General features: G+C 72.1%; 22 protein-coding genes. 15 read left to right on the forward strand and 7 right to left on the reverse strand.

Annotated features, from left to right (window positions below; genetic code table 11):
* The first annotated feature begins 46 nt into the window (after positions 1-46).
* The 6 genes from KO717_RS02720 (at position 47) to KO717_RS02745 (ending at position 5,266) form a co-directional block, all read left to right on the forward strand.
* Entirely contained in the window at positions 47-667 is a 621-nt protein-coding gene (locus tag KO717_RS02720; protein ID WP_301364192.1) for a TetR/AcrR family transcriptional regulator, read from the forward strand.
* A gap of 352 nt (positions 668-1,019) precedes the next feature.
* Complete coding sequence (locus KO717_RS02725; RefSeq protein ID WP_301364193.1) at positions 1,020-2,501, forward strand: ATP-binding protein; 1,482 nt, start codon at positions 1,020-1,022, stop codon at positions 2,499-2,501.
* Positions 2,502-2,504: 3 nt separating this feature from the next.
* Positions 2,505-2,915 (forward strand): roadblock/LC7 domain-containing protein, encoded by a 411-nt coding sequence (locus KO717_RS02730; RefSeq protein ID WP_373037725.1) that lies wholly within the window; start codon positions 2,505-2,507, stop codon positions 2,913-2,915.
* Positions 2,912-3,271, forward strand: a complete 360-nt coding sequence (locus KO717_RS02735) for a DUF742 domain-containing protein (protein WP_301364195.1) — start codon at positions 2,912-2,914, stop codon at positions 3,269-3,271. The genes KO717_RS02730 and KO717_RS02735 overlap by 4 nt, the downstream gene beginning before the upstream one ends.
* Positions 3,252-3,872 carry a GTP-binding protein gene (locus tag KO717_RS02740; protein WP_301364197.1) on the forward strand — a complete coding sequence of 207 codons (621 nt, stop codon included), beginning with the start codon at positions 3,252-3,254 and terminating at the stop codon, positions 3,870-3,872. Before KO717_RS02735 ends, KO717_RS02740 begins: the two co-directional genes overlap by 20 nt.
* Positions 3,869-5,266 (forward strand): cytochrome P450, encoded by a 1,398-nt coding sequence (locus KO717_RS02745; protein WP_301364198.1) that lies wholly within the window; start codon positions 3,869-3,871, stop codon positions 5,264-5,266. Before KO717_RS02740 ends, KO717_RS02745 begins: the two co-directional genes overlap by 4 nt.
* Before the next feature lie 94 nt (positions 5,267-5,360).
* On the opposite strand, the gene KO717_RS02750 is transcribed toward KO717_RS02745, so the two are convergent.
* Positions 5,361-6,476, reverse strand: a complete 1,116-nt coding sequence (locus KO717_RS02750) for a terpene synthase family protein (RefSeq protein ID WP_301364200.1) — start codon at positions 6,474-6,476, stop codon at positions 5,361-5,363.
* Positions 6,473-7,390, reverse strand: a complete 918-nt coding sequence (locus KO717_RS02755; protein ID WP_301364201.1) for a methyltransferase domain-containing protein — start codon at positions 7,388-7,390, stop codon at positions 6,473-6,475. Before KO717_RS02755 ends, KO717_RS02750 begins: the two co-directional genes overlap by 4 nt.
* Before the next feature lie 522 nt (positions 7,391-7,912).
* Here KO717_RS02755 and KO717_RS02760 point away from each other — a divergent pair.
* A complete protein-coding gene (locus tag KO717_RS02760; protein WP_301364204.1) occupies positions 7,913-8,950 on the forward strand; it encodes a PP2C family protein-serine/threonine phosphatase in 1,038 nt (345 codons plus the stop codon).
* Positions 8,951-9,014: 64 nt separating this feature from the next.
* On the opposite strand, the gene KO717_RS02765 is transcribed toward KO717_RS02760, so the two are convergent.
* Entirely contained in the window at positions 9,015-9,428 is a 414-nt protein-coding gene (locus KO717_RS02765; RefSeq protein ID WP_301364207.1) for a hypothetical protein, read from the reverse strand.
* Positions 9,429-9,607: 179 nt separating this feature from the next.
* Positions 9,608-10,510: a LysR family transcriptional regulator gene (locus KO717_RS02770; RefSeq protein ID WP_301364210.1), complete on the reverse strand. Its 903-nt coding sequence runs from the start codon at positions 10,508-10,510 to the stop codon at positions 9,608-9,610.
* A 73-nt stretch (positions 10,511-10,583) separates the two neighbouring features.
* Between KO717_RS02770 and KO717_RS02775 the strand changes: the two genes are divergently transcribed.
* Both KO717_RS02775 and KO717_RS02780 read left to right on the forward strand, forming a co-directional pair.
* On the forward strand, positions 10,584-11,561 hold the full coding sequence (locus KO717_RS02775) for a threonine ammonia-lyase (RefSeq protein WP_301364213.1): 978 nt from the start codon (positions 10,584-10,586) through the stop codon (positions 11,559-11,561).
* Between the two features lie 62 nt (positions 11,562-11,623).
* Positions 11,624-12,718: a polyprenyl synthetase family protein gene (locus tag KO717_RS02780; RefSeq protein ID WP_301364215.1), complete on the forward strand. Its 1,095-nt coding sequence runs from the start codon at positions 11,624-11,626 to the stop codon at positions 12,716-12,718.
* 16 nt (positions 12,719-12,734) lie between these two features.
* Here the strand turns inward: KO717_RS02780 and KO717_RS02785 are convergent, their stop codons facing one another.
* Positions 12,735-13,433, reverse strand: a complete 699-nt coding sequence (locus tag KO717_RS02785; protein ID WP_301364217.1) for a DUF4386 domain-containing protein — start codon at positions 13,431-13,433, stop codon at positions 12,735-12,737.
* 143 nt (positions 13,434-13,576) lie between these two features.
* On the opposite strand from KO717_RS02785, the gene KO717_RS02790 reads away from it, so the two are divergent.
* The gene (locus KO717_RS02790) at positions 13,577-14,275 is read left to right on the forward strand and encodes a TetR/AcrR family transcriptional regulator C-terminal domain-containing protein (RefSeq protein WP_301364219.1); all 699 of its coding nucleotides are present in this window, start codon (positions 13,577-13,579) and stop codon (positions 14,273-14,275) included.
* Positions 14,276-14,384: 109 nt separating this feature from the next.
* Here the strand turns inward: KO717_RS02790 and KO717_RS02795 are convergent, their stop codons facing one another.
* Positions 14,385-14,828, reverse strand: coding sequence for a MarR family winged helix-turn-helix transcriptional regulator (locus KO717_RS02795; RefSeq protein ID WP_301364220.1), 444 nt, complete (start codon positions 14,826-14,828; stop codon positions 14,385-14,387).
* Between the two features lie 160 nt (positions 14,829-14,988).
* On the opposite strand from KO717_RS02795, the gene KO717_RS02800 reads away from it, so the two are divergent.
* Positions 14,989-16,590: an MFS transporter gene (locus KO717_RS02800; RefSeq protein ID WP_301364223.1), complete on the forward strand. Its 1,602-nt coding sequence runs from the start codon at positions 14,989-14,991 to the stop codon at positions 16,588-16,590.
* Positions 16,591-16,752: 162 nt separating this feature from the next.
* On the forward strand, positions 16,753-16,965 hold the full coding sequence (locus tag KO717_RS02805; RefSeq protein ID WP_301364225.1) for a hypothetical protein: 213 nt from the start codon (positions 16,753-16,755) through the stop codon (positions 16,963-16,965).
* A gap of 78 nt (positions 16,966-17,043) precedes the next feature.
* Here KO717_RS02805 and KO717_RS02810 read toward each other — a convergent pair whose 3' ends face one another.
* Positions 17,044-17,358: an NIPSNAP family protein gene (locus tag KO717_RS02810; protein ID WP_301364226.1), complete on the reverse strand. Its 315-nt coding sequence runs from the start codon at positions 17,356-17,358 to the stop codon at positions 17,044-17,046.
* A 126-nt stretch (positions 17,359-17,484) separates the two neighbouring features.
* Here KO717_RS02810 and KO717_RS02815 point away from each other — a divergent pair, with 126 nt between their 5' ends.
* The 3 genes from KO717_RS02815 to KO717_RS02825 all read left to right on the forward strand — a co-directional run bounded on the left by KO717_RS02815 (position 17,485) and on the right by KO717_RS02825 (position 21,680).
* Positions 17,485-18,726, forward strand: a complete 1,242-nt coding sequence (locus tag KO717_RS02815) for a TerD family protein (RefSeq protein ID WP_301364227.1) — start codon at positions 17,485-17,487, stop codon at positions 18,724-18,726.
* Positions 18,727-18,852: 126 nt separating this feature from the next.
* Positions 18,853-21,546, forward strand: coding sequence for a class III lanthionine synthetase LanKC (lanKC, locus tag KO717_RS02820; RefSeq protein ID WP_301374343.1), 2,694 nt, complete (start codon positions 18,853-18,855; stop codon positions 21,544-21,546).
* A complete protein-coding gene (locus tag KO717_RS02825; RefSeq protein ID WP_301364230.1) occupies positions 21,543-21,680 on the forward strand; it encodes a SapB/AmfS family lanthipeptide in 138 nt (45 codons plus the stop codon). The genes lanKC and KO717_RS02825 overlap by 4 nt, the downstream gene beginning before the upstream one ends.
* The last annotated feature ends 61 nt before the right edge of the window (positions 21,681-21,741 follow it).

Below are 21,741 nucleotides of genomic sequence, written 5' to 3' on the forward strand. Positions count from 1 at the left end.
AGAGCAAACATTGTTGTCAATGACAACATCGAGGGAGGAGACCGCCTTGGCCGACGCCGATGCGCCCTATCACCACGGCAATCTCAGGGAGGCCCTGCTGGCGCGCGCCGAGACCGTGCTCACGGCCTCGGGGGCGGACAGCCTCTCCCTCCGCGCCCTCGCACGCGACCTCGGCGTCAGCCATGCGGCGCCCGGCCGCCACTTCCGCGACCGGCAGGCACTGCTGGACGCGCTCGCCGTGGGCGGCTTCACCCGGCTCAACGAACGCCTCCGGGCCGCCGTGGGCGAGCCCGGCCCCGTCACCGCACGGCTCGCCTGCATGGGTCGCGCGTACATCGGCTTCGCCGTCGCGCACGCCCCGCTGCTGAGCCTGATGTTCACGGCCAAGCACGCCGACCACTCCAGCGCCGAACTCCGCGAGCTCGGCCACCAGAGCCTGGAGATCGCCGCCGAACTGATCGCCCTCGCGCAGCGGGAGGGTGTCGTACGGGCGGGCGATCCGGCCCGGCTCGCCCAGGTCGCCTTCTCCGTGGTGCACGGCCTCGCGGCCCTGGCCGTCGGCTCCCTCCTCGAGGACACGCCGCTGGACGAGGCGACCGACCTCGCCCTCGACGTCCTGCTCACGGGCCTCGGCACGGCCCGCCGCGACCGGCAGGACACCCCGTAGCGCATTTCGGTCCCGGTCGCCACCCGCGAGGCAGGGTGTGCGGCCGGAACCGATCGGAATGCGCGCGCGGATTTCCGCGCGCCGGACGGGGTCCGCGCGTCGCCCACCTCCCGTTACGCCACCGCGCGCCGCGCGCGGGCCCGGATCCTCGCCGGAAATCGACGTCATCGATGGCGCATAACGGTTCCTCCGGTCCGATGAACTCCAACGAAAGGCCCCATCAGGCAAGTTGGGCGTAGTTATGCTCCCGCCCACCGGTCAGAAGGCCCCCCTTTTCGATAGTTCGAGGACGCCGATGGAGCAAAGAGGTACGCCCCCCGAAAGTGCCCACCTGGAGGGAAGAGCAAGCCGGATGCTGCCCGCGATCGCGGTCGTGGCCGCCGCCTGCCTGGTAGGGGCGCTCGCCTCCTCCTCGGGACCGCTCGGCACCGCCTTGATCGCCGTAGGCGCCGTGTGCACCGCAGCGGTCCTCGTAGAGGTTCGGCGGCGCGGCCGCGCGCTCGCCGCCGGACGCGCCCAGGTCGCGGCTCTCCAGCACGCCCTGGCCCGGCAGGAGACCGAGGCGGCCCGGCTGTCCCGGTCGGTGCTGCCCGAGGCCATCGAGCGGCTGCGCAAGGGCGAGCCGGCCGAGGAGGTCCTGACCGCCCTGGGCGGTCGCGGCGGCCACGGCAGCCGCTGGGGCGACGACGAGGCCCTGACCCCGCGCTTCAGAGCCGCCCTCCAGGCCGTGCTGGCCCACGTCGTCGACGCGGTCGACAACGAGGAGAGCCTGCGCGACTCGGCGCAGCGGGCCTTCGTGAACGTCGCCCGGCGCGTGCAGGCGATCGTCCATCAGCAGGCCCACGAGATGCGCGAGATGGAGGACCGGCACGGGAGCAACCCGGACGTGTTCGGCGACCTGCTGCGGCTCGACCACGGCACCGCGCTGATCGGCCGGCTCGCCGACTCCATCTCGGTCCTCGGCGGCGCGCGCCCCGGCCGGCAGTGGAGCCGGGCCGTCACCCTGTACAGCGTGATGCGCGGAGCGATGTCGAGGATCATCGACTACCAGCGGGTGGAGCTGCACTCGGTCTCCGAGGTCGCCGTCGTCGGTCCCGTCGTGGAACCGCTGATCCACACCCTGGCGGAGCTGCTGGACAACGCCACCCGGTACTCGCCGCCGCACACCCGGGTCCACCTCACGGCCGTCGAGGTGCAGTCGGGCATCGCCGTGGAGATCGAGGACGGCGGCCTGAGCATGAGCGAGGAGGCCCGCAGCCGGGCGGAGAAGATGCTCGCCCAGGCGCAGTCCGGCATCGACCTCAACGACCTGGGCGAGACGCCCAGGCTGGGTCTGGCGGTGGTCGGCCGGCTGGCACAGGCGTACGGATTCCAGGTGTCCCTGCGCTCGTCCGCGTACGGCGGCGTCCGCGCCGTGGTGATCGTGCCGCAGCACCTGATCACCACGGCGTCCTCCGCGACCGGGCTCGCCCACGGCATCGGCTCCTCCTCGGGGCCCAGGGCCGTGGCCGCCACACCGCGTGAGCACCCCTTCGACCGCTCGTCGGCGGGCGTGGGCTCGCCCGCGCCCCGGCCGGCTCCGGCGCCCGGGCCCGCGCCCGTCGCCGCCGCGCAGCCGGAGGCCGGCGCGCGTACCGCGAACGGCCTGCCGCAGCGGCGCCGCAAGGACCGTGTGACCACCGCCGACGCCCGGCCGGCCGCGGAGCCCCGGTCGGCGGACGACGGCGGCCCCGGAATGTGGCTGGAGGCGTTCCACAGCGGACTGTCCGGCACCCCCGGCCACGATGTGCCGGGCACCGAAGGAACGTCGGGTTCAGCGACCAAGGGGGCGTAATCGATGATGACTCAGCGAATCAGCAGCATGGACTGGATGCTCAAGGACCTGGCCGCCGGAGTGCCGCAGACGCGGCACGTGATCGTCCTGTCCGCGGACGGGCTCTGCGTGGCGCAGTACGGCGCCGAGACCGACACGGCCGACCGCCTGGCGGCGGCCTGCGCGGGCCTGCAGAGCCTGGCCGGAGCGGTGGCCGCGGAACTGCCCCGCTCGGAGGGCAGGATGCGTCTGGTCGTGATCGAGATGGACGGCGGGTTCTTCTACCTGATGGCCGCCGGCGACGGCTCCTATCTCGCGGTCCTCGCCGACGAGGGCGTGGACGCGGGCCTGATGGGCGCGCAGATGCGCAACCTGGTGACCCGAATGGGGGACCACCTGAGCAGCCCGCCCCGACATGACGGGCAGCCCGCGTGAATGAGCCGCCCACAGGCTGGGAGGACGGCAGCCCCGAACGGCTCTACGTCATCACCGGCGGACGCAGTGGACCCTCCACCGCCGTCCATCTGGACCTCGTGACCTTAGTCGTGGCCAAAGGGTCCGCCCGGCCCGAGATGCAGCCCGAGCAGGCGGCCATCCTCCGGATGTGCCGGTCACCGCTGTCGGTGGCCGAGATCGCCGCGTACGCGGGCCTGCCCGTGAGCGTCGTCACCGTGCTGGTCGGGGACCTGATGGCCGCTCGCCGCGTGTACGTCCGTCCGCCCGTTCCCGCCGCGCAGCTACCCGACCTTGCTCTGATCGAGGCAGTGATCGATGGACTTCAAAAGCTCTGACCCGCCCGCCGGGCCACGCGAGGCGGACATACTCCCGCAGACGGCCGCGGCCGCCGTGAAGATCGTCATCGTGGGCGGATTCGGCGTGGGCAAGACGACGATGGTCGGTGCGGTCAGCGAGATCAAGCCGCTGACGACCGAGGAGACGATGACCCGGGCCGGCGTCGGTGTGGACGACACCTGGGGCGTGGACCGCAAGATCACCACCACCGTCGCCATGGACTTCGGCCGCATCAGCATCAACGACGAGCTCGTCCTGTACCTGTTCGGAACACCTGGCCAGGAGCGTTTCTGGTTCCTGTGGCGCGGACTCTTCGAGGGCGCGCTCGGAGCGGTCGTACTCCTCGACACCCGCCGGCTGGAGATCAGCTTCGATGTGATCGGACGGCTGGAGGAGCGGGGCGTCCCCTTCGTCGTGGCCGTCAACTCCTTCCCCGGCGCACCCGAGCATCCGCTGGAGGAACTGCGCCAGGCCCTCGATCTGCCCCCCACCGTCCCGATCCTCGTCTGCGATGCCAGACGGCGGGACTCGTCCCGCGATGTCCTGCTGACCCTCATGCGCTACCTGCACTCCCAGGCAGCCACCCAGGAGGCAATGTGAGTAACAGCCCCACCCCACCGCCCGAGTGCCCCGCCCACGCGGCGGCGGCGACCGCCGGCGGCCTGTACCGCCTCCACGGGGCGGAGGCGCAGGCCGATCCCCTCGCGCTGTACGAGAAGCTGCGGGCCGAACACGGGGCGGTGGCCCCTGTACTGGTGAGCGGGGACCTTCCGGCCTGGCTGGTCCTCGGCCACCGGGAGAACCTGGACGTGGCACGCACGTCCTCGCGCTTCGCCCGCGACCCGCGGGGATGGCGCGACATGAAAGAGGGCCGGGTGCCGGCCGACACCCCGCTCGGCCCCATGGTCTCGTGGGTGCCGGTGTGCAACTTCACCGACGGGCCCGTTCACGAGCGGCTGCGCTCGGCCGTGGTGGAGTCCCTGGAGCGCTTCGACAAGCGCGGCATCCGCCGCTACGTGACCCGCTTCGCCAATCAGCTCGTCGACCAGATCGCGGGTGAGGGGTACGCCGACCTGGTGTCCGCCTTCTCCGACCAGCTCCCGATGCTGGTCATGACCCAGCTCATCGGGGCACCCGACGAACACGGCCCCCTGCTGGTCAACGCGGCGCGCGACATGCTCCAGGGGACCGAGACGGCCCTCCAGAGCGACCGCTACGTCACCGCCACGCTGGAACACCTGGTCGTGGAGCGCAAGGCCAGGCCCGTGCGCGACCTCGCGTCCTGGCTGATCGAGCACCCCGCGAACCTGAGCGACACCGAGGTTCTGATGCACCTGCGGGTCGTGCTGATCGCGGCCTACGAGACCACCGCCAACCTGATCGCCAACACGCTGCGGACCGTACTGACCGACCCGCGCTTCCGGGCCAGCCTCTCCGGAGGGCACATGACGCTGCCCGACGCCCTGGAGCAGGTCCTGTGGGACGACCCGCCGATCAACACGATCATCGGGCGCTGGGCCACCGGTGACACCGTGCTCGGCGGCCGGGAGGTGAAGGCGGGCGACATGATCCTGCTCGGGCTGGCCGCGGGCAACGCCGACCCGCAGATCCGGCCGGATCCCGCGGCGTCCGTCCACGGCAACCGTTCCCACCTGGCCTTCAGCAGCGGCCCGCACGAGTGCCCGGGCCAGGACATCGGCCGTGCCATCGCGGACACCGGCATCGAGGTCCTGCTGGACCGGCTGCCCGACCTCCAGCTGGCGGTCGACGCGAGCGAGCTGCAATGGCGGGGCACCCTCATGTCACGCCACCTGCTGTCCCTGCCGGTACGGTTCGCCCCGCGCTCCGTACCGAACGCGCAGCCCCAGGACGAGCAGCCGGCCGGGCACCCCGTGCACGCGCCCGTCCCGCCGCAGCCGACGGCGGCGCCCGTGGTCGCGGGTCGGCGCCGCCGCGCCGTCAGCTGGTGGCGGCGGCTGCTCGGCCTCGGCTGACGGCTGCCCGGCCGGCGGCTGCCCGGCTCCTGCCGACGCTGCCGGTTTCCGGGCCGGGGGCCCCGGGCATTGCGCCCGGGGCCCCTGGTGTCTCTCAGCCGTGCGCCCGCTGCCACCAGGAGGCGAGGGCCGGCACCTCCGGCGGCTCGGTCCCGGCGAAGCTGGGGGCGTCGGCGTACCGGAGCGCGAACCGGGCTTCCGCCAGGGGCAGTTCGTGCCGGTTACGCGGGCTCGCGTATCGGGGTGCCCGGCTCTGCCAGGCGATGGAGCCGGCCACGTAGTGTCCCAACGCCGCCAAGTGACGGCGCAGTTCCGCGTTCGCGCCGGCCTCCAGCCTGGCCCGCAGCGTCATGAAGCGGACCATGACCCGGTCACGCAGGGCCACCGCGAGCGGCACGGCCTCGGCAGGCGAGCAGTTCTCCTGGTGGGCGAGGACATTGACGAGATTCACCTCCCTCGGCTCCAGGTGGTCGTCCTTGTCGTAGGAGAACAGGTCGTTGTCCGCACTGACGACGAATCCCGCCGCATCCGTCAGTGCCGTCAGAGCGCGGGAGCAGAGCACCTCCGCCGGGAGCCGGTCCCCGCGTACGATGTCGGACCAGGTCAGTGAGAAGCGCGTACCGTTCGCCAGCGGTCCCATGGCGACGAAGTCGTTCAGCCCCGGCATGCTCCCGGCCTCGGCCCGGGCGGCCCGCCAGGCTGCTCCGAGCAGCCAGTCGCGCGTCCCCTCGGCGAACCTGCGCAGCTCGTAGGGCGTGAGCATCGCATGGGTGCGGCGCACCAGGTCCAGCAGTGCACGGGTCATCGGTCCGTCGGGCAGCACCGAGGCTCCCGGATCCTCGATGGTGCGCAGCAGACGTACGCCGTGTTCGACGACGGCACCCGTCCCCACCTCGCCGGAACCCGAATCCTGCCAGTCGTCGACGGCGTTGGCCCAGTAGTTCCATTCGGTGAAGAGCAGGAGGGCCTCCATGTCCCCGTCGGGGACGATGCGGCTGGAGAAGTCGGCGCTGTGGGTGGCGAGACCCCATGCGCGCTCGACCGGATCGGGGTAGATACCGAAGGCGTCCAGCCACTCGACCGCCAGGGCCTCCACCTGCTTCGCCTCGGGATGGACGAGGTCGCGCTCCAGGGGGCAGTAGAAGGCAGGCAGGCGCGTACCGAGGAGCGAGGGGCGCTGTGCCGGTGGCGGTGGCGGTGGCGCCGTCATCGGCGGCCTCCGATCCGGAACTGCAGCAGCCGCGTCTGCACCGCGTGGTCACGCCAGAGCCGGAAGAACCTGCTGTGTGCGAGCGTCGACTGTTCGAGCCGGTCGCGGGTCCAGGCACCGGGCCGGGCGTCGGCGTCCGCGCGGAGCCGGTCGAGTTCGGCGGTGTTCCACGCCATGGACTGCACCCAGAACTCCGCCACCGAGTCCGTCACGTCCTCCTCGTGCACGAGTTCAAACCCGGCCGCCTCGGCTGCGGCGAGGTACTCCCCTCTCAGCCCCAGTCGCGTTCTGTAGTAGCCGTCGATGAACGCGCGCCCTGCGGTGCGACCCGCGAAGTGCTCCTGGATCCCGAACCATCCACCGGGCTCCAGCGCCTTGGCGACCACCTCGAAGAGTCGGGCCCGGTCGGTGTAACCGCTGCTCTCGTTGGCATACACGGCGTCGTACGCACAGGTCTCGTCCAGGTCGTGCACATCCCCCAGTACGGGTTTCACCCGCCCGCCGACCCCTGCGTGCCGGGCGAAGTGCCGGACGATCGGGATGTGTTCCGCCGCGACGGTGAGGCCGGTGACCGATGCTCCGTGCTCCTGCGCCCAGTACAGCGACGTCCCGCCCAGGCCGCAGCCGATGTCCAGCAGGCGCCGGGGCGCCACGTCGTACGCGCCCCACGACCGGGCCGCGTGCTCGACTATCCGCTCCTGCGCGTCGAGCATGCGCTGCTTGAGCACGTTCTGGGGGGCGGTACTGTCCGGCGGGCCGTCCGGATACAGACCCACATGGAAGTGGACACGGGGACCCGGGCCGTACTTGTGCAGGATCTCCTGCGTCTTGTGGCTGTAATAGAGCCGTATCGGATCGTCCGCGGCCGAGTCCTGGCCGCCGGGTAAGGACGATACGAGGGGGGTGACGCGCATGGGGTGTCCGCCCTTTCGTGGGGTAGGGCCGCCTCCGGGACACGCTGTCACCGCACTCACCGCGTCCCGTCCGGCACACTGTTGAAGCACGGATCATCGTGGCACTTCGCCTGCCCCACGTCAGCCCACTGGAGCAACACGGAACAGCGTCCGAATCCCGCCACGAGCAGGCTGACCGGCAACGGTGCTCGCCGACGGAAGCGGGCGGGCCAATCAGCCTTGCGGACAGATACTGTCCGCAACCGGAGGAGTCGTCGGTGTGCGCGACGACAAGCACGCACAGCACCCGTCCGGAGTGGCTCGATACCCCGTGTTTCGCCTGGTCGGCCCGCCTGTGGGGCCCGGTACGAAGCCCGGCGGCCACGCGATCCCGATGGACCCGCGGCGGTGGCCCCACGATCCGGGGCGGGCGGCCGACCGCCGACCGCCAGAGCGCTATGACCCGATTACGTAGATATCCTGTGAAGTGTGATCGAGTCTGGACGGCCGCGGCTACGCAGGCGCCCTGGCCCGGGAAGACTTGTGCGGCTGTCGCCGGTCATCCTGACCGTCGTCATCGCCAGCCTGGCGTACAACACTCCGCCGGAAATGGCCTTCAGTCGTCTCCTGCCCGCGGCGCCGGCCCTTGCCGCCGCCATGTGGCCGGTGCTGCCCACCGTCCTGCTCGGGACGGTCTGTCTCATCCTGATGATCGGCCTCAGTTTCGTCTTCCCCGACCTGGGGACGTGGTGGACGGCTGCCGGGATCATCGCGGTCACCGTGGCCGCCGCGTACGGAAGCCACGTCCGGCTCCAGCGGGAACGCACCCTCTTCCAGGTACGGCTCGTCGCCGACGCGGCGCAGCAGGTGGTACTCAGCCCTCTGCCCCGCCGCTTCGGCGGCATCGAGATCGAGTCGCTGTACCTCGCGGCCGCGGCCGAGGCCCGCATCGGCGGGGACTTCTACGAGGTGGTCGACACGCAGTTCGGGGTCAGGCTGCTCATCGGTGACGTGCGGGGCAAGGGCCTGCCGGCGGTGGGGGCGGCCGCGGCGATCGTGAACGCCTTCCGGGAGGCCGCGTACGGGGAACCCGACATGGTCGACGTCGCCCGCCGGATGGACGCCAGCAGCACCCGTTACAACGGCGCTTTCCCACCCGAGGGGCCATTGGAGCGGTTCGCCACCGCCCTTCTCGTCCAGATCCCGCACGGGGGCAGACGTATCGACATCCTCAACTGCGGACACCCCCCGCCGCTGCTCCTGAACCACGGGAAGGTCCTGACCCTCGAGTCCAGGAACCCCTCTCCGCTGATCAGCCTCGCGGAGCTGATCGGCGACCACTACAGCGTCGACAGCTTCGACTTCGCCCCCGACGACCTGCTGCTCCTCTATACCGACGGGATCGCCGAGGCCCGTGCCCGTGACGGAGAGTTCTTCCCGCTGGCGGCCTGGATGCGCCGGCAGCCCCCGACGCCGCCCGACGAACTGCTGACGGCGCTGCACCGCGACCTCCTCAGCCACAGCAAGGGCCGCCTCGACGACGACATCGCCGCCCTCGCCGTACGTCTGTGCGAGCCCTGAGGTTCCGGCCGACGGCGATCGGCCGCGAGCACACCTGGCGACACAGCGCGTATCGAACCGCAGGTCAGGGCTTCAGCTCGATGCCGAACCCGCCCGCGTCGGGCGCCGGAACCCCGTCCGGGTTGTCCTTCGCCACCACATCCGGGTCCGGGACCGGGGCCGGGGCGGGCTTCGGGGCCGGGGCGGGCTGCGGGGTGTCGGGCTTGTGCTCGCAGTACACCTTGCCCTGGTAGAACTTGCAGCCCGGCATGTTCTCCACGTCCCGGGGCCTGCTGTTCTTCCGGCCCTTCGACCGGTCCTTGCCGCCCCGCTCATGCTTGCCGGCCGTGCCCCCGTGACCACTCTTCGCGTGCGCCTCGGCGGCGTGCGGCGCGGTCTGGGCGGCGAATGCGCCGGTCGGAACCAGTGCACCTCCTGTGACGAGCGCGGCCGTAACGGCGAACATCGCGAAACGCTGCTTGCGGGAGGTGCGGGCCATGAGTTTTTCTCCGATGAAGAGGCGACGAGGGGGGAGGTTCCAGAAGGCGAGAGGCGAAATGCCTGCTTTGTCCTTCTGTTAAGAGCCTGGCCGCGGAACTTCATGAGGCTGTCCGCCGACTGTCACAGGCGCATGACAGGGCACCTCCGCGCGCGCCGCCCCGGGAGCGTTCGGGCCCGTCAGGGCCATTGCTCGGGCTCCACGCCGGTCTCCTCGAGGACCTTCAGGAAGGCTGCGACCGGGGCCGGGAGCGGCGGTGCGCCGTAGACGACGGCGTCGACGAAGCGGTGGTCGTCCGGCAGGCGGTCGATCCTCACGCCGGGGTGGAGATGAGCGCGCAGGGCGAGGCCGGGCAGCGTACTGACGCCGAGGCCGGCGGCCACGAGTGCCTGGGCCGCGACGTAGTCGTCGGTCTCGAAGGCGATCACGGGAGCGAAGCCTCGCTTCCCGCACGCCGACAGGAGGTGCGTACGGCACCGCTCGCAGCCGGCGATCCACCGCTGCCCGCGGTAGGTGTCGAGGTCGGTGCGCGGACCGGACCAGGACGCACCGGCCCGGCTGACGACGTAGACCGGCTCGCGCAGGACCGGTGTCACGGTGTGGCCCTCACGGTCGGCGAGTGGGCCGTCACTGTGGTGGAAGGTGAAGGCGACATCGACCTCGCCGCGCCGCAGCGCCGTCAGGGCTTCGGGCGGCTCCGCTTCGGTCAGTGCCAGTTCGATGTCCGGGTACGCGGCGCCGAAGGCGGCGGCCACCGTGGGTACGACCGTGGCGAGCGCGGAGGGGAACGCCGCGAGGCGCACCCGTCCGGCGCTGAGCCCGGCGTGAGCGGCGAGTTCGGTCCGGGCCGAATCGATGCGGCCGAGGATCTCCTCCGCGCGATCGGCGAGCAGCCGGCCGGCCTCGGTCAGCCGGATGCCACGGCCTGCCCGCCGGACGAGCGGCACACCGGCTTCGGCTTCGAGCCTGGCGAGGTGGTGGCTGACCGACGGCTGCGCGTAGTGCAGCGCGGCGGCTGCAGCCGTCACCGAACCCTCGCGGGCGATCGCGGCGAACACCCGGAGGCGGTTCTCGTCGAACATTCATCGATGATATCGATGAGTTCATCAGAAACTGACATTTGTCCTATGGATTGCCCCTGCGCAGCATGGGTGCATGCACAGTCCGACGATCTCCGATGTCCTTCGCGCGCGTCGTCTGCAGAGCGCGCACCTGTCCCCGACCCCTCTGCTCTCCTATCCCGCCCTCGACGCCGCCGTCGGTGCCGGGGTCCGTGTGCTGGTCAAACACGAGAACCTGCAGCCGACCGGCGCCCTCAAGGTCCGGGGAGGCGTCGCCCTGCTGGCCGCGATGGACCCGGACGAGCGTGCGCGCGGTGTCCTCTCGTACTCCACCGGCAACCACGCGCAGTCCCTCGCCCATGCCGCGGCCCTCTTCCGTGTCCCCTGCACCATCGTCATGCCGGAGCACCCGAATCCCCTGAAGGCCGAGGCCGTGCGGCGGCTCGGCGCCGAACTGGTCGAGTACGGCGCGGACTTCGACGAGGCCCGCCGTCACGCCGAGCAGCTCGCACCCCGGCGGGGGATGCGCCTGGTCAGCGCGGCGAACGAGCCGGGCCTGATCGCGGGCGTGGCCACCGCGTTCCTGGAGGTCTTCGAGCAGGAATCGGACCTCGACGCGATCGTCGTCCCGGTCGGCGGGGGCAGCGGCGCCGCGGCCGCTTGCCTGGTGGCGGCTGCGATCAGCCCGCGCTGCCGCGTCATCGCTGTGCAGTCACGCCACTCGCCGGCCGCGCACGACTCCTGGCGCTCGGGCCGCTGTGTCGAGCGTCCGAACACCACGACGGCGGAGGGGCTGGCCACCGGGTCGGGCTTCGAGCTGACGCAGCGTCTGCTGCGTGAGCACCTGGCGGACTTCCGGCTGGTCGGCGACGACGAGATCCGGTGGGCCCAGTGGTTGCTCATGCGTAATGCCCGCACGGTGGCCGAGGCGGCTGCCGCCGCGCCGCTGGCCGCGCTCCTCGCGGCACGCGACGACCTCGCGGGGCAGCGGGTGGCGATCATGTGTACGGGCGGGAACGCCGGCGAAGCCGAACTGCGGGCCTGCCTCTCCGCCGCGCCTTCGGGCGGCTGAACGGAGCCGTCGACGCGCCGGGCGGCTCCGGGCGGGCTGGGCCGTGATCGATACTGATCTTCATGCATGCCAACGTCTCCGCCGCCACCCTGGAACGCGTCGCCGGTCACCGGATGCGCTTCGACGCCCGGTTCGAGCAGTACTTCGACGGCCTCGGCGAGCGCTTCGACGTCCCGGTGCCCAGCCGGTACGTCCCCCGCTGTCTGGAGCTCCTGCGGGAATTCTCGATGCGCGGCGGCAAGCGGCTGCGGGTCGTCCTGCTGTACGAGGCGGCCCGGCTGGTCACCACCGACGAGATGCCGGGGCTCGCGGAGGCCGCGCTGAGCATCGAACTGCTCCAGACGCACGGGCTCGTCCACGACGACATCATCGACGACGCGCCCCTGCGCCGCGGCGGCCCCTCGACGTACTACGCCTACCGCCGGGACTTCCCCGGTCAGGACGCCACCGCCCTCGGGCTCGCGATACTCGCCGGCGACCTCGCCGCGTTCCTGTCCACCCAGGTGCTGCTGGAGGCCGAGGTTCCCGCCGAGCTCCGCCAGGCCCTGCTCGGCGTGCACACGCGCACCGCGGCGGAGACCGTGGCCGGGCAGCTGGCCGATCTGGAGCGGGACTCCCACACCCTGCCCGACGAGGAGTTCCTGCACACCGTCACCGACTTCAAGAGCGCGCGGTACTCGATCCTCGCCCCGCTGACGATGGGCCTGCTGACCGCGGGCGCGGATCCGGCGCCGCACCGCGCCCGGCTGCACCGCTACTCCCGGCTGGTGGGCATCTCCGAGCAGATGCGCGACGACTTCCTCGACCTCTTCGGTCCGTCCGGCGACGGCCCGGCGGCCGAGGCCAAGTCCACCGGGGCCGACATCCGTTCGGGGCGTCGCACCTACGCCGTCCGTGCGGTCCTGGCCGCCACGACCGGGGCCGACGCGGCCCTCGTCGAAGCCGCACTCGGTGATCCCGGCTGCCCGGACAAGACCCTGGACCGGATCAGGGAGATCGCCCGCGACGCCGGCGTGGACCGGCGGCTCAGGGCGGAGATCCGGCGGCACGCGGAGGCCGCCGCAGCCGAGGCCGCGTCCTGGGAACCGTACTGGCGCGCGGAGGCCGTGGAGTTCTTCCGGGGCCTGCCCCTGTGGAACGTGGACCGGACGCCCTGAGAGCCGACAGGGGCCGTCACGCGGCTGCGGCAGCGTTGCCGCGCGCTCCCGCGTCGAAGCCCTTGGCGAGGAGCCGGACGGCCAGCGTCACCTCCCAGGCGAACACGGGAAGCGCCGCGAGCGAGCCCGCCACCGAGACCTGTTCGTAGATCCCGAACAGCACGGCGGTCGCCGAGGCGCAGATCATCGTCCCGCCGACCAGCCCCAGGACAGCGATCCACCGCGGTACGAGCCGCGAGGTGTACATCAGGCCGGTCAGCACCAGGGTGTTGGCCCCGAGGACGAAGTTCGGCCCGAACAGGAACGTCCAGTCGTGGAACGCCACCAGGGCCTGGCCGGCCGTGACCAGCGATGCCCCGTCGGCGCCCGCCGCGCCCTCCGCCTGCCTCCTCAGCGTCACCACCGACAGCACGCTGATGATGCCGACCACGATGACGGCAGCCTCCAGCAGGCGCCCGCAGACGTAGCCGATGGCGGCCCCTTCGTTCCGCCTCCGCAGGACCGGGTACAGCGCGGCCCCTGTGCCCGCGACCGCCAGCGCGAGCACGAACTCGCACAGCGCCCCCAGGAACACCTGGCTGTCGGCGCCCGGTCCGAGGACATAGCCGGTGTCGTGCAGAACGGGACGGTAGAGCGCGAGCCCGCCGATCGCGGCGACCTCGGTGACGAGGAACAGCACCCCCGCGACGAGCGCGGTTCTCCTGGTCGATCCCATACGGAACAGCCCCTCCCTCAGAGGTGTACGGCGTACACCTGACCCTTGGCGCTCACCCTAGGTGTACGCCGTACACTCGTCAAGGCGGGACGGACGTCACCCGCCACACCCCGGGAACGGATCGGATCGAAGGAGAAGCCCGCATGCCCGAGCAGCCACAGGAACCACGCCGGACCCCCCTGAGCCGGGACCGGGTGCTGCACGCCGCCGTGGCCTTCGCGGACGGCGCCGGGATCGAAGCGCTGAGCATGCGCAGACTCGCCCAGGAGCTGGGCGTCGTACCGATGGCGCTCTACAAGCACGTGGCCAACAAGGAAGAGCTCCTGGACGGCATGGTGGAAGTCGTCGTCGCGGGCATCGAGGGCCAGGTCCCCGGATCCGACTGGAAGAGCGCGGTCCGCGGGCGGATCCTCGGGGCGCGCGGCGCCCTCCTCGCACACACCTGGGCGGCCCAGGTGATCCGGTCGCGCACCAGCCCGACGCCGGCGGTGCTCGCTTACCTCGACTCGGTGATCGGAACGTTCCGGGCCGGCGGCTTCTCGGCCGACCTCACCCACCACGTGATGCACGCCCTCGGCAGCCGGGTACTGGGCTTCACCGAGGAGCTGTTCGACGACCCGGCGGGCCCCGCACCGCAGGACGAACGGGCGCAGGCGGCCGCGTACGAGGCGATGGCCCGGCGGTATCCGCACGTCACCGAACTGGCCCGGGCCGTGGCGCACGACCGGCGGTCGGTCGTCGGCCAGGGGTGCGACGACCAGTTCGAGTTCGAGTTCGCGCTCGACCTCCTCCTGGACGGATTCGAACGACTCCACGGGCAGGGCTGGACGTCCACGCCCTGAACCGGCCGACGCCCCCCTGCTCCGGCTCCCGGCCCCGGCCCCCGGCCCCGGCTCCCGGCTCCCCGCCCCGACGAGCCCCGGGACGGCGGCGGAGACCCGGGGCCGCCGGTCAGCTCCTCCCCGCCTCCTGGCGGGCGTTCGACATGGCCGACAGCCAGGCGAATGCCGCCTCGCACTGCTCCTCCGTCAGCCCCTCCTCCAGTTCGGCCTCGCGGCGCCGGACGGCCGGGAGCGCGTCCTCGTAGCGCGCGTGCCCGAGCTCGGTGAGGCTCAGCTGGTGCGTCCTGCGGTCCGTGGCGTGCGGGGCCCGGAGGATCAGGCCGTCACGTTCCAGCGCCGCGAGCATCTCGTTGGGCGCCTGGCGGGAGCTCCCGACCAGGCGGGCCAGCTGCGCCACCGAGATGCCCGGGGACTGCCCCACGATCATCAGGGTCGCGAACTGCGGCACGGTGAGCCCGAATTCCTCCAGCTCGGCCCCGATCGCGGCCCGCATGCTGAGCCAGGCGTGGCGCACCACGAAGCTCAGCACCCGACGGTGACTCTGCTCGCCCATCGGACGACCTCCGGATTCATGATTGACAGGTACTTTACGAGTTTGCCACGATGAGGGAACCGTCAGGTACTTGACGATTCTTGGACGGCGCGCCACCGCCTCGTGCTCCGCGATGCGCGCCACCGCAACGTAACTCACCCTGATCCGAAGGCAGTCACGCATGTCCTCACCCATGTCACCGGTGCCGTCCACCCCGGCTCCGGCGCGTCAGCGGCTCATCCTCGGCGTCCTCGTCTTCGCCCAGCTCCTCATCTGGCTCGACGGCACCATCCTGACCACCGCGTTCGAGACGCTCTCCGACCCCGTCCGGGGGTTAGGCGCCACTCCCGGCCAGCTCCAATGGGCCACGGGCGCCTACACCCTGGCCTTCGCCGGCCTCATGTTCACCGGCGGCGCCCTCGGTGACCGGTTCGGCCACCGCAACGTCCTGCTGACCGGCATGGCCCTCTTCGGCGCCGCCTCCGCCCTCGCCGCCTACGCCACCACGCCGGACCAACTCATCGCCGCCCGCGCCGTGATGGGCGCCGGCGCCGCGCTGCTCGTCCCCGCCACCATGGCGGTGGTCAGCTGGACGTTCGAGCCCGCGCAGCGCCCGGCCGCCTTCGGCACCCTGTCGTCCTTCGCGGGCGTCGGCCTCGCCGCGGGGCCGATCCTCGCCGGGGCGCTGCTCGCAAGGTTCTGGTGGGGGTCGGTGTTCCTCGTCAACGTGCCCGTCGTCGTCCTCGGCCTCGGCTTCATCGCCCGGTACGTGCCCAACTCCCGCAGCCCGCAGGTCCGCCGCCTCGACCCGGCCGGGCTGCTGCTGTCGACCGGCGGCCTGGGCATCCTCGCCTACGGTCTGATCCGCGCGGGCCAGGACGCCTCCTTCGCCCATCCGCGCGTCTGGGGATCCACCCTCGTCGGCGTCGCACTGATCGCCGCGTTCGTCGTCGTCGAGCTGCGGATCGCCCACCCGAGCTTCGACCCCCGGCTGCTGGCACAGCGCCGCTTCGCCGCCGGGAACCTCACCCTGATGACGGTCTTCCTGGCCATGACGGCCGCGTCCTTCTACCTCGCCTTCTATCTGCAAGGCGTCCGCCGGTACTCGGCGCTGGACGCCTCGCTCCTCGCCCTCCCGGGAGCGCTCGGGGTGGTCGTCGGCTCCCCGATCGCCGTCCGGCTGGTCCGCCGGAGCTCCGTCCGGCTCGTCTCCTCGATCGCACTGGCCGTCGCGGCCGTGTCGATGGGTTCCTTCGCCCTCTTCGGTGCGACCACACCGATCGTCTGGTACGCGGCGGCCGTGCTGGTCCAGGGCACCGCGATCGGCATGGTGATCGCTCCCGTCACGGGCGCGGTACTGGGCTCCCTGCCGCTGGAGCGGTCCGGCGCGGGCAGCGCGGTCAACAGCACCCTGCGCCAGACCGGCAGCGTGCTGGGCATCGCGGCGGGCGGCACGATCACCTCGATCGTCTACCGGCGAGCGATCGACGGCTCACTGACCGGCCTCCCGGATCCGGTACGGGAACCTGCGCGGGTCTCGGCCGAACTCGCCCGGCACGTGGCGGCAGCCACGCACGACACCCGGCTCGCCGCGGCCGCCGACACCGCCTTCCTGCACGCCATGCACGTCGGAGCGCTCTGGACGGCCGGCTTCGCGCTGATCGGCGCGGTCCTCCTGGCCGTCGGACTCCGGCCGGACCGCCCCGCGGCACACGAGCGCGAGCGGGAGCGGGCCGGCGAGGAGAAGCGTCGGGCGCACGCGCCGAGTTCCACGCCCTCGTGACACGCCACCGACGAAGTCCCCCGCGGGCGGTCGGCACCGGGCGCGGCATTCGGGTGGCGGCCCGCCGTGTCGGGCCGCCCGCCCCGCCCCGGTTCGCCATCCTGGGCCAGGCACGGCATCGCGATCGCCGCTGCCCTCCCCCACGGCGAGAAGGAGTACGGCATGCCGACGGACTCGGTCGGGCGTTTCCTCGCGGCTCTGGGACCGCAGCAGCAGGAGGCCGTCACCGGCAGACCGCCGGAGGATCAGGAGCGGCTCGCGGCCGCCTGGGAGCGGGAGCTGGCCTCGGACGACGAGCTCGACACCCTCGACGAACTGTCACCGCCCGCGGCGGAGGCCGAGGCCGCCCGCCGTGTCATGGACCGCGAAGGGTGAGCTGACCGCGCGGGCCGGTCCGGGCCGGTCCGGTCCGGCGCCCACCTGCCGCCACACACGGGCGCCGGACCGGACCTCTCAGAGGCCGGGGGTGTCGAGGGGCCGCAGGAAGCGGCGCTCGTACCGCTTGATGCAGCGGGTCTCGCGCGCCAGCTCGAAGGCGGCCTGGCACTCCGGATCGGACATGCTGTCCGTGCGGTACTGCTCGTAGGCGGCGAAGCCGGGGAAGGAGAAGAGGGCGTAGGCGATGTCGCTGTCGCCCTCGCTGGGCAGGAAGTAGCCGTGGTGGGTTCCTCCGAACCGGTTGACCAGCCGGACCCAGCGGCGCCCGTACTCCTCGAAGTCCGCGAGCTTGTCGACGTCGATCTCGTACTTCAGATGAATGGTGATCACGGCCCCATCATGCCGTGACCCCACAACTTCCCCCGGTACCGGAGCAATCGCCGCCTTCGGGGAGGGGAACGGGCCGAATCCTCGTACGCTGCGGAAGTGGGAGACACCCAGCGGAAGGGGGACCGCATGTCCATGCGGAAGGGTGCCAACGTACCGGTGCCGAGCACCACGGTCCGGGTGGAGCTGGGCTGGCAAGGGGGTCCCGGAGCGCCTGATGTGGACGTGTCGGCCCTGCTGCTGACGGCAGCCGGCAAGGTGCGGTCGGACGACGACTTCGTGTTCTACAACCAGCCCGTGCACCCCAGTGGTGCCGTGCGCCACGAGGGACGGCGTCAGGACGGCACGGGCGTGCTCGAAACGATCGGGGTGACCCTGTCCGGGGTCGAGGAGGAGATCGGGACCGTGGTGGTCGCGGCGTCCACCGACGGCACGTTCGGGCAGGTGCCCGGCCTCTTCGTACGCGTCCTGGACGCGCGGAGCGGCGCCGAGACGGCGCGGTTCGACGCCACGGATGCCACGTCGGAGACCGCGTTCGTGCTCGGGGAGCTGTACCGGCGGGCCGGCGCCTGGAAGTTCCGGGCGGTGGGCCAGGGGTACGCCTCCGGTCTGGCGGGTCTCGCCACCGACTTCGGGATCACGGTCGACGATCCGGCACCGGCTCCGGCCCCGCCTCCGCCGGTGCCGGTGCCGGTGCAGCGGGCGGTGGCTCCGCCCGAGCCCGCCCGTCCGGTACGGCTGTCGAAGATCACCTTGACGAAGGCGGCCCCCGCGGTGTCGCTGACCAAACAAGGGGCCACCTCCGGGGGCATGCGGGTCAATCTCACGTGGAGCGCCGCCGCGCCGCCGCGCGGCTGGATGCGGAAGGGAAATGACGCCGTCCGGCTGGAGGACGTCGATCTCGACCTCTCCTGCCTGTGGGAGCTGCGGAACGGAACGAAGGGGATCGTCCACCCCATCGACAACCAGTTCGGCTCGTTCCACCAGCCGCCGTACATCCAGCTGGACCACGACGACCGGACCGGTGCCAGCGAGGCCGGCGAGAACCTCATGATCAACCTCGACCACGCGGCCGAGATCGAGCGCCTCCTGGTGTTCGTGGTCATCTACGCCGGGGCCACCAGTTTCGCGGGGCTCCAAGGGGTCGCCACGCTCCATCCGCCCGTCGGTCCGCCGATCGAGGTGCGCCTGGACGAATGCACCGTCCCCTCACCGGTGGCCGCGATCGCACTGATCGAGAACGTGGGCGGGGAGCTGATCGTCCGGCGGGAGGCGAAGTACCTCCTGCCGGCGCCCGGCGTCTTCAAGCAGCAGGCGGCGGACATCGAGTACGGCTGGGGCATGAGCTGGCAGTCGGCCAGCAAGGACTGAACCGCGGGCCCCCTTCCGGCTCTTGTTGACTCGTGCGTACTGCACACCCCATCGGTGACAGCCGCGACTGTCGCGGCCCTCGGACCGCGTGACAGCGTGAGCACGTCACCGACCGAGGGAGCAGGAGTGAACAAGGGGTACGCCGCCTTCTGCGACGCCGACCGCTGGTTCTACGACGCGCCGTACCTGCGGGCCGAGCAGAACTACCCGGCCGCGCTCGCCCCCGTACCGGCGGGGTGGCAGACACACCGCAGCGGGGACTGGCTGGCGCTGCGGCCCGTCGACGCCCGGCTGCCCTCCCAGGGCTGGAAGATCCACGTCTCGGCCTGCCTGGACAACGCCGAGTCCGTCCTCGAACGGGTCCACACGTACTGCGTGGAGCGCCGGATCGCCTTCAAGTTCGTTCCGAGCCGGTACCTGCTGCACCTGCGCAACGCGAAGTACGCCGACCGCGCGGCGAGCGGCAAGTTCCTCACCGTGTACCCGGCGGACGAGGAGCAGTGCCGGCGCGTCGCCGAGGAGCTCGACGCGCTGCTGGCCGGGGAGCCGGGCCCGTACATCCTGAGCGACCTGCGCTGGAACGACGGGCCCGTGCACCTGCGGTACGGGAGTTTCACCCTGCGGCACTGCTACGACGACCGCGGCGAGCTCGTCCCGGCGATCGAGACCCCGGACGGCCGGCTCGTACCGGACCCGCGGGGTCCGGTGTTCCAGCTGCCCGAGTGGGCCGAGCTGCCCGCGTTCCTCGCGCCCCATCTGGCCCGGCGGGCCGCCGTCACCCTCGAAGGTCTTCCGTACACGGTCGAACGCGCCCTGCACTTCTCCAACGGTGGCGGTGTCTACGCCGGCCGTGACGTGCGCACCGGCGAACCGGTCGTCCTCAAGGAGGCGCGCCCCTTCGCGGGGCTCGCGGCCGACGGGGCCGACGCCGTGACCCGGCTGCACCGCGAGCGCAGGGCCCTGGAGCAACTGGCCGGGCTGGACTGCGTGCCCGCGGTCCACGGCACCTTCACCGTCGGGGACCACCACTTCCTCGTGATGCAGTACCTGGAGGGCAAGCCCCTCAACACCTACTTCGCCCGCCGGCACCCGCTGATCGAGGCGGACCCCGATCCCGCGGAGCTCGCGGAGTACACCCGGTGGGCTCTGGAGGTCCACCGGCAGGTGACGCGGGCCGTGGAGGCGGTGCACGCCCGTGGCATCGTCTTCAACGACCTCCACCTGTTCAACATCATGGTCGCGGAGGACGAGGGGACCGGCGGGATGTCGGTCGCGCTCCTCGACTTCGAGGCCGCCGCCCACGTGGACGAGGGGCTCCGCCAGACCGTCGCCAACCCGGCGTTCGTCGCCCCGGCCGGCCGGCGCGGTTTCGCCGTCGACCGGTACGCCCTGGCCTGCCTGCGGCTGGCCCTGTTCCTGCCGCTGACCAGCCTGCTGGTGCTGGACCGGGCCAAGGCGGCGCACCTGGCCGGCATCGCCGCCGAGCAGTTCCCGGTTCCCCGCGGGTTCCTCGACGAGGCGGTACGGGAGATCCTCGCGGACCCCGGTCCCGGCACCGGGACCGGGACCGGGACCGGGACCGGCGGTGGTTCCGGCGGTCGCGTGGCCGTGCCCCGTGCCCGGCCCTACCTGCCGGTCGAGCCGGGCGACCCGGCGGCCGCATGTGCCTCGATGACGGCGGCGATCCGGGCGAGCGCCACCTTCGACCGCGAGGACCGCCTCTTCCCCGGGGACCCGGCCCAGTTCGCGACCGCAGGCGGTGGTACCGGCTTCGGCTACGGAGCGGCCGGTGTGCTGTACGCGCTCGCCGAGACCGGCGCCGATCCGTGGCCCGAGGCCGAGGAATGGCTGCTGGCCCGTACGAAGGAGCCGGCCTCCGGGATGCCGCTGGGCTTCTACGACGGCCTCGCCGGTCTCGCCTGGACCCTGGAACGGCTCGGCCACCGCGACCGCGCGCTCGCCCTCGCCGAACAACTGCTGGGCCAGCCCTGGCAGTCGGCGGGGCCCGACCTGCACGGCGGTCTCGCCGGCATCGGCCTGGCCCTCGACTCCCTGGGCTCGGCCACCGGCGAGGGCGAACTGCACGCCGCGGCCCTGCGCTGCGCCGAGCTCCTCGCCGATGCCGCGACCGGGACCGGGACCGGGACCGGGCCGAAACGGGCCGGCCTGCTCCATGGTCACAGCGGACCCGCACTGCTCCACCTGCGGCTCTACGAGCGCACCGGCGACCAGGAGTTCCTGATCCGGGCCGGCCGGGCCCTGCACCGCGATCTCGACCGCTGCGTGACCAGCGCGTTCGGCACCCTGCAGGTCGACGAGGGCTGGCGCACGATGCCCTACCTCGGCGGCGGCAGCGTAGGGATCGGCATGGTGCTGGACGACTGGCTGGAGCATGCGCGGGACGACCGCTTCGAACGGGCCCGGCCGGAGATCGTCCGCGCCGCCCAGGCGACCTTCTACGCCCAGCCCGGACTGTTCCGCGGCGCGGCCGGCATGATCCTCCACCTGGCCCGGACCACGACGCCGGGTCCGGGCTCCGCCCCCGCGGACATCGCCCGGCAGGTGGAGGCGCTGGCCCGGCACGCGGTCCCGTACCAGGGCTTCCTGGCCTTCCCCGGCGAGCAGATGATGCGCCTGTCCATGGATCTGTCCACGGGCACGGCCGGCGCGCTCCTCGCCCTCGGCGGCGCCGCGCCCGGCGGGCGCGCGCACCTGCCGTTCCTCCCGCCGCTGCGGTCCACCGCGGCGGCCCCAGAGCCGGTCCCCCTCGCGGGGGCCGTGACCCATCGGAACACCACAGTGAAGAGGAAACGAACATGACGCTTCTCGACCTGCAGTCGATGGAAACCCCCAAGGAAGAGGCCACCGAGGCCGCGCACCTCACCGGTGGCGGCAGCCGCGCCAGCCTGCTCCTCTGCGGCGACAGCAGCCTGAGCATCACGACCTGTAACTGATCAGGGATCAGGTCCTCCTGCGGGCCCGGGCGGTTCCACCGCCCGGGCCCGCACCACACCC

Source organism: Streptomyces xanthophaeus, from assembly GCF_030440515.1.
Taxonomy (GTDB): domain Bacteria; phylum Actinomycetota; class Actinomycetes; order Streptomycetales; family Streptomycetaceae; genus Streptomyces; species Streptomyces kutzneri.

Coding starts and splice junctions, on each gene's coding strand:
- KO717_RS02800 (WP_301364223.1), top strand. CDS start 14,989: ATGTCCTCACCCATGTCACCGGTGCCGTCCACCCCGGCTCCGGCGCGT.
- KO717_RS02775 (WP_301364213.1), top strand. CDS start 10,584: ATGCACAGTCCGACGATCTCCGATGTCCTTCGCGCGCGTCGTCTGCAG.
- KO717_RS02825 (WP_301364230.1), top strand. CDS start 21,543: ATGACGCTTCTCGACCTGCAGTCGATGGAAACCCCCAAGGAAGAGGCC.
- KO717_RS02740 (WP_301364197.1), top strand. CDS start 3,252: ATGGACTTCAAAAGCTCTGACCCGCCCGCCGGGCCACGCGAGGCGGAC.
- KO717_RS02815 (WP_301364227.1), top strand. CDS start 17,485: ATGTCCATGCGGAAGGGTGCCAACGTACCGGTGCCGAGCACCACGGTC.
- KO717_RS02730 (WP_373037725.1), top strand. CDS start 2,505: ATGATGACTCAGCGAATCAGCAGCATGGACTGGATGCTCAAGGACCTG.
- KO717_RS02805 (WP_301364225.1), top strand. CDS start 16,753: ATGCCGACGGACTCGGTCGGGCGTTTCCTCGCGGCTCTGGGACCGCAG.
- KO717_RS02725 (WP_301364193.1), top strand. CDS start 1,020: ATGCTGCCCGCGATCGCGGTCGTGGCCGCCGCCTGCCTGGTAGGGGCG.
- KO717_RS02765 (WP_301364207.1), bottom strand. CDS start 9,428: ATGGCCCGCACCTCCCGCAAGCAGCGTTTCGCGATGTTCGCCGTTACG.
- KO717_RS02780 (WP_301364215.1), top strand. CDS start 11,624: ATGCATGCCAACGTCTCCGCCGCCACCCTGGAACGCGTCGCCGGTCAC.
- KO717_RS02785 (WP_301364217.1), bottom strand. CDS start 13,433: ATGGGATCGACCAGGAGAACCGCGCTCGTCGCGGGGGTGCTGTTCCTC.
- KO717_RS02750 (WP_301364200.1), bottom strand. CDS start 6,476: ATGACGGCGCCACCGCCACCGCCACCGGCACAGCGCCCCTCGCTCCTC.
- KO717_RS02790 (WP_301364219.1), top strand. CDS start 13,577: ATGCCCGAGCAGCCACAGGAACCACGCCGGACCCCCCTGAGCCGGGAC.
- KO717_RS02755 (WP_301364201.1), bottom strand. CDS start 7,390: ATGCGCGTCACCCCCCTCGTATCGTCCTTACCCGGCGGCCAGGACTCG.
- KO717_RS02795 (WP_301364220.1), bottom strand. CDS start 14,828: ATGGGCGAGCAGAGTCACCGTCGGGTGCTGAGCTTCGTGGTGCGCCAC.
- KO717_RS02770 (WP_301364210.1), bottom strand. CDS start 10,510: ATGTTCGACGAGAACCGCCTCCGGGTGTTCGCCGCGATCGCCCGCGAG.